Source organism: Protofrankia sp. CiP1_Cm_nod4 (assembly GCF_982290645.1).
This window is the reverse complement of sequence record NZ_CEVIVC010000109.1, coordinates 1-6,507: the sequence shown is the minus strand read 5'-3', so window position 1 is coordinate 6,507 and position 6,507 is coordinate 1. Positions and strand designations below refer to the sequence as shown.

Here is a 6,507-nt window from a genome sequence, read left to right as displayed (position 1 = left end):
CGCGAGAGGTCCTACCGGGCGACCAGCCTGCGGACGTCCGCCGCTGAGGTGCCCAGCCCGGTCGGAGCGCCGAAGGGCCGCCGGTCCACGGCCGGGTGGTAGCGCAGCTCGATCTCCTCGTAGCGGTGGGTCCCCTCGTGCCAGCGCAGGATGCCGGCCAGCCAGTTCTGCAGATCATGGACGTAGCCGAGCAGCGCGTCGCGGACGTCGCCGTCAAGCTGAAGCCGGTCGAACAGCGCCGGCAGCTCGTCGGCCACGATGTGCTCGAACTGGCGCATCCGGGCGGTCATGAGGTCGTTGACCACCTCGACCGCGCGGTCGCGGCCGCAGCCGAGGAAGTTCTCGACCACCAGCACGCAGTTGTGGATCTCGCCCTCGAACTGGATCTCCTTCTGGTAGGAGAAGACGTCGTTGAGCAGGCAGGCATAGTCGGCCGCGGCGTTCTCCAGCGACCGTACCGGCCGGGTGCGGAAGATCTCGGCCGGCACGGTGTGCGCGTGGGCGAGCCGGCACAGGCTCATCGTCAGGTCGGAGCCGAACGTCGCGCGGCGCATCTCCAGGTAGTCGACGGGGTCGGGGATGCGGTTGACCGCCTGGTTCGCCAGCTCCCACAGCCAACTGTCGATCATCACTTCGACGGCGCGGCGGAAGGCGGCCCGCGCGGCGGGCCCCATCGGCCCGGCGGTGCGTTCCCACAGGTCGGCGAGGCCGCGCTCGAGGGCGTTCGCCGGTACCTCGGTGGCCGGGCCGTCGAGGGGCATGAAGGCGCGCAGCCGTTCGTTGCTCAGCCGCGCCCCGGCCAGGTTCCCGCTCCGGCCGAAGATCACCGGGTAGTAGTCGTCGCCGTAGGTGCCCCAGGTCAGCCAGCTGGTGGTGAGGTCGAGCTCCGCCGCGGAGGCGTCCGGGTGGATACCGGCCGAGCACAGGGCGAAGTCGAACGCGACCAGCTTGTGCTCGTCCCAGATGCCCGGGACCGGGTCCAGCATGCCCATCGCACCCGCCCAGCGGACGACCGAGCGTCGCGAGGCGTCCAGGTGCGGGCTGCGCCCGGTGCTGTACGGCAGGTAGAACTCGGGCAGCCGGGTCGGCCCGACCACCCGGAACGGCACGTTGGCATGGGACCGCAGCCGCCGCGGCGCGGTCGCGAGCAGGGACGGCACGACCCGCACCGCCGAGGTGCCGAGGCTCGGCGTGCCGGGCAGGCCGGGCAGCCCACCCACCCCGGCGGGCAGCCCGGGACCGGCCGGGACGGCGTCGAGGGCCACCTCGCGGTTCATGTACCGGCTGGAGCGCAGATGCCACTCGTGGCCGCCGGACTGCCAGTCCTGCAGGCCCTTGACGTATGCCAGCGTCGCGAGCCGTCCCGCCGGGTCGATGCCGTGCTCGTCCAGGACGGCCGGCAGCTCCGCGGCCGCCGTGTGCTCGAACTGGTGCAGCCGGGAGGTGAGCAGGTCGTTGACGGCGTCGGCGGCCTGCTGCGTGCCGATGCCGAGGAAGCGTTCGACGACCAGCACCCCGTTGCTGAGCTCGCCCTCCTCGGTGACCTCCCGCTCGTAGGAGAACAGGTCGTTGCGCAGGTGGACCGCGTCGGCGAAGGTGTCGCGCAGCACCCGCAGCGGACGGGTGGCGGCGACGGCGGCCGGGACCTCGGCGTCCGCGGCGTGCTCGACGAGGTTCGCCGACCAGGGCGCGCCGCCGACCTTGCGGCGCATCTCGACGTACTCGATCGGGTTGGCCAGCCGGCCGGCGTTGATGTTGGCGAGTTCCCAGAGCGACTCGTCGAGCAGGTTGCGGGTGCTCACCGCGAACCGTTCCCGCCAGTCGGCGGACCTGGCGGGCACGGTCCGCGTCCACAGGTCCGCGAGCCCGCGCTCGACCGGGTTCGTCGGCTCCTCGGTGATCTCGCCGTCGACCGGCATGAAGGCGGGCAGCCGGTCGAGATGGGCCCGCCCGCCCGCCATGTCGTGCGTCCGCTTGTAGAGCTCCAGGAAGTAGTCGTCGAAGTAGAAGACCCACACGTACCAGTCGGTGACGAGGTTCAGCCGCTCGGCGGTGGCGTCGGGATGGGTGTAGGCACACAGCAGGGCGTAGTCGTGGGCGTCGAGGTCCCGCTCGGTCCAGATCGCGGTCCCGCCCTCGGGCGGGTCGATCATCTCCATGGCCCGGGCCCACGCCCGGCTGTGCTCCCGGGCGGCGTCCAGATGGGGGCTCAGGCGCGCCGGATAGGGCACGTAGAACTCGGGGAGGGTGAAAGGCTGCATGATTCTCCGGGAAACCCTTCTCTGCCACTGGTGCGGGCGGTCACGCCCGGAATGCGTCACCGAATACCGGCGTGTCGCCGCGGCGCGCTGGCCGCGGCGACACGCCGGCGGGTGGGCTCAGCGCCCGATCTCGACGCTCTCCAGGATTCCGAGCGCGTCCGGGACGAGGACGGCGGCGGAGAAGTAGGTCGTCACCAGATACGAGATGATTGCCTTCTCGTTGATGCCCATGAACCGGACGGACAGCCCCGGCTCGTATTCGTCGGCGAGGCCGGTGTGGTGCAGGCCGATCACACCCTGGTTCTCCTCCCCGGTCCGCAGCGCGATGACGGAGGTCGTTCCCGTGGCGCTGACCGGAATCTTGTTCAGCGGCAGGAGGGGGACGCCACGCCAGGCCGGCACGTGCTGGTCGTGGAACAGGACGGTCGCCGGGTAGATTCCCCGCGCGGTGCACTCCCGGCCGAAGGCCGCGATCGTCCGGGGGTGGGCAAGCAGGAAGTGTGTGCTGCGCCGCCGGCTGAGCAGCTCGTCGAAGTCGTCCGGGGTCGGCGGGCCGGAGCGGGTGTGAATGCGCTGGCGCAGGTCGGCGTTGTGCAGCAGGCCGAAGTCGGGATTGTTGACCAGCTCGTGCTCCTGGCGTTCGCGCAGTGCCTCGACGGTGAGCCGCAGCTGCTGCTCCAGCTGGTTGATCGGCTCGTTGTACAGGTCGGCCACCCGGCTGTGGATGCGCAGCACCGTCTGGGCGACGCTGAGCTCGTACTCCCGCGGGGCCAGCTCGTAGTCGACGAACGTGCCCGGCAGGTCCGGCTCGCCGCTGTGCCCGGCCGCGATCGCGATCTCCGCCTCGCCCTGCCGGTTGCGCGGCGGCTGCGGGCGGGAGCGGTAGTCCGCCAGGTGCCCGCGCAGCGCGGCGTCCCGCTCGACGACCTCGGCGAACTGCTCGCGGGTGAGCACGAGCACGGTGGCGGCGGTCAGGGCGCGGGCGGTGTACTCCCAGGTCAGGTCCGGCTCGACGAGGACCTCGTCACCGAAGTACTCGCCGTCGGCAAGCACCCCGAGGGAGCGCTCGTCACCGTACTCGCCCGGGCCGAATTTTCCGATCTTGCCGTGGGCGACGAGGAACACCGCGTCGGCCGGCGCGCCCGTCTCCACCAGGGCGTCGCCCGGTGCGTACTCCCGCTGGGCGAAGCGGTCGGCGAGAGCGGTGAGCGCGTCGCCGTCGAAGCCCCGCAGGGCGGGCAGCTCGGCGAGCTCACCGGGCACCACTCGCACCTCGGATCCGGTGGAGGTGAACGTGATGAGCCCGTCGCCGAGTATGTAGGTCAACCGCCGGTTGACCCGGTAGACGCCGCCGGCCGTCTGGACCCAGGGCAGCACGCGCAGCAGCCACCGGGAGGTGATCTCCTGCATCTGGGGGACGGACTTGGTGGTCGTCGCGAGATTGCGCGCGGCCGCCGTGCTCAGGCTCAGCCGGGGGTCCTCACCGGTCACGCCGGGGCCGGTCGATACGGGCTCGGTCATGCGGGCTCCACCTCTCTGTGGTTCTTCCAGGGATCGGGGCAACCGGGCACCGGCGGTACGCCGTGCCCTTAACCGATGCGCTGTCCGGTCGGTGTCCCCGCGGGGTGCGCGGGACGGCCGGCCGGATTCGTCAGGGCTGTTCCGGTACTTTCCCGAGAACTTCTGGCCCGCGGCGGCGCCGGCGCCGCTCCGACAGCGCCGTGTCATCTTTTCCGAGGGCTCCCACCGAACGTGGGAAAGACAGTGGCGGGGATTCTCGTGGCATCCCTACGGCCGCGGTACCGGCGTTGGAGACGCGCCCGGGCCAGCGGCCCGGTCAGATCTCCAGGAACGCATACGGATGATCCCCGCCCTCCATCCGTCCGGATGATCGCGCGGTCAGCAGCTTCATACCCGTGGACCCCCCGTCATGTCGCGCCGTTCGGCGACATGCGCTTTGTTCGCTGTCGGTAAGCGCGTGGCCGCGCATCGGCAGCCTCCTCCATCGGAGCCACGGGCGGCAAGCACTTTGCGGAACTACTCGAGGACTGGCCCGGAAGGTGGCCCGTCTAGTCCGCTGACCGATCTTGTCGGTTACGGACAGTAAAGGACGATGGGGCCGGGACAGGAAACATCTCCGGGCAACGCGTCGCGGCCAGCTCGGCCGGCCATCGGAACGCGATCATTCAACCGATTCCCCCGCCGCATCGGCGGCGACCGGCATGCGGGCCCGTGGCGCGGCCATTCCGGGCCGGCCGGCAGGCGGGGGCGTTCACCGGGCATGCCCGCGACGGCACCCGAAAGTCATAGCGAGACAACTCACCAGGGCTTCGGAGGACGCCGGCCACCCAGCGCTCGACACGCCCTCAAGCGATCAATTGCTAACTGTGAGTTACGAAAGCATCGGCACTACTAGTAACTAATATCCATGAGATATTCCCGCTTTCCAGTCATTTCGTACTAGTTCTCCAGTTCGACTTTTGTGTTTTATGTGTGTTAGTTGTGTTTTATGAAGATCGCAAATGGTCGGGCTGACGTGACGGGCAGCGGATGCGGGCGCCGATCGCCGGCGCGAGGGCCTCGCTGGAACGCGTCCGGCTCCGGATACGGGGGCACTACACGACCGGGACCGTGGTCGACGTCGACGTCGACGAAGATCCCGATCGTTACACTCGCCACACCCCGACGGTTGATTTCGTCACTCGGAACGGCGACCGCCGGGTCGAGCGGCTGCTGCACCCGGTGGGGATTCAGCACGACGTAGGCGCCCGCATCCGTATCCTGTCCGGCCGCACGGCCTGGGCCACGTCGTCGTCCCGGATTTCTTCCAGGGATTCCGGAGCATCCTTTTCCTCCCGTTCCCGGTCGCGTCGGGGCTCGTCTTCATAGGCGTCGGCGTCGTGCTGCTGACCGGCGTCGGCCGAGTCGATCTCTGGAATGGCTGGGTCCTCTCGACCGGCTAGCCGTACGGACGGTCGTCATACAGATAATCGACAGTCCCGACGTCCCACCGGACGCCAGGCCGGAGCGGGAGCCGACAGGCATCAGAGATCACACGAACGTATGCATACAAGCAAAAGTATGAACTTGGGGCTATACCGAGCTGACGCTGATCGGCTGCTCCCGCGAGTTTCGACCAGTGGCTCGGCGGAATCGAGGCGCAGGACGGTCCGCCGAGGCGTTGCCAACCTCGGCGGACTTCTCAGTGCCTACCAGGCGCCATTGACGACGCAATAGCGGTCTGTCGCACAGAAACAGCCTGCCGCGCAAACGCCTCTATCGGCATTGCCCGGATCGCGGCCCGTCCACGATGTTGCCGGTCTGCCGCAGTTCTGGTTCGTTGCCGCCGCAGCTCAGGGGGCCGGTGACATGGTTGGCCTCGAATGCGGGCACAGCGTCCTCCGGTAGCAGGCCGCTGCCGCTGTTGGCAGTGATCCGCGCCGGTCCCGTGACCGTGTTGGCCGAGGCTTCGAGACCTCCGCTGTTGGCCTCCAGGGTCAGCGGGCCCTGGATGGTGTTGCCCATGCAGGCCGTCACGTCGTCGTGATCAGCACCGATCAGGACGTAGCCGCTGCTCGTCCGGATGGTGACCGGCCCGGCCAGCGTCGACCGGCAGACGGTGACCGCGACGGCACCGCTGGCGGACAGGGGGCCGGTGACCTCGGCGCCCAGCACGGCCAGGGCTCCACCGGGCTGTATGGTGACCGGCCCGTCCTGCTGGCCGCCGGCTCCTATGCACAGCGACCGGCCGGTGGCCACGATCAGAGGACCGTGGTGTGGTGTCGTCGTGCACGGCTGGCTGAATCCGACGGTGATCCCGGTGGGTCCTGCCGTGGTGCTCGGCGCGAAGCGCGGGTCTCCGCTGTAGCTGGCGGTGACCGGATGGGATCCGGGCTGGAGCGCGCCGGTGCTGAAGCTGGCCTGACCACCGCTGACCGGCACGGTGGCCAGGGGTGTTGTCCCGTCCGAGAATGTGATCGTGCCGGTCAGGACGCCCGCGGCCGGGTAGGCGGGGCCTACGGTGGCGGTGACGGCGACGGCGTGCCCGAACAGCGGGGTGGACGTACTCGGAGTCAGCGTGATCGCGGTTTCGTACCGGAACGAGACGATCGCTTTGCCGCTGCCGTGGCTGACGCCCGGGATGAGGGAGACGTTGGTCGCCGCTGGCGTCGCATACCCGCTCCCGCCGCCGCCACCTGCCCCGAAGAAGCCGCCGGGCTCCCCGCCGCCGGAGCCACCGCCACCG

General features: G+C 69.8%; 3 protein-coding genes. All 3 read right to left on the bottom strand.

Translation table 11 applies throughout. The features are described 5' to 3' along the window. Positions 1 to 11: 11 nt before the first annotated feature. Positions 12 to 2,261, bottom strand: coding sequence for a family 2 encapsulin nanocompartment cargo protein terpene cyclase (locus AC5LSR_RS18025; RefSeq protein ID WP_250283756.1), 2,250 nt, complete (start codon positions 2,259 to 2,261; stop codon positions 12 to 14). 117 nt (positions 2,262 to 2,378) lie between these two features. Further along, a complete protein-coding gene (locus tag AC5LSR_RS18020) occupies positions 2,379 to 3,782 on the bottom strand; it encodes a family 2B encapsulin nanocompartment shell protein (RefSeq protein ID WP_250283759.1) in 1,404 nt (467 codons plus the stop codon). Between the two features lie 1,755 nt (positions 3,783 to 5,537). Next, positions 5,538 to 6,507 (bottom strand): Ig-like domain-containing protein (locus tag AC5LSR_RS18015; RefSeq protein ID WP_493468707.1); only part of this gene is annotated, 970 nt, incomplete at its 5' end.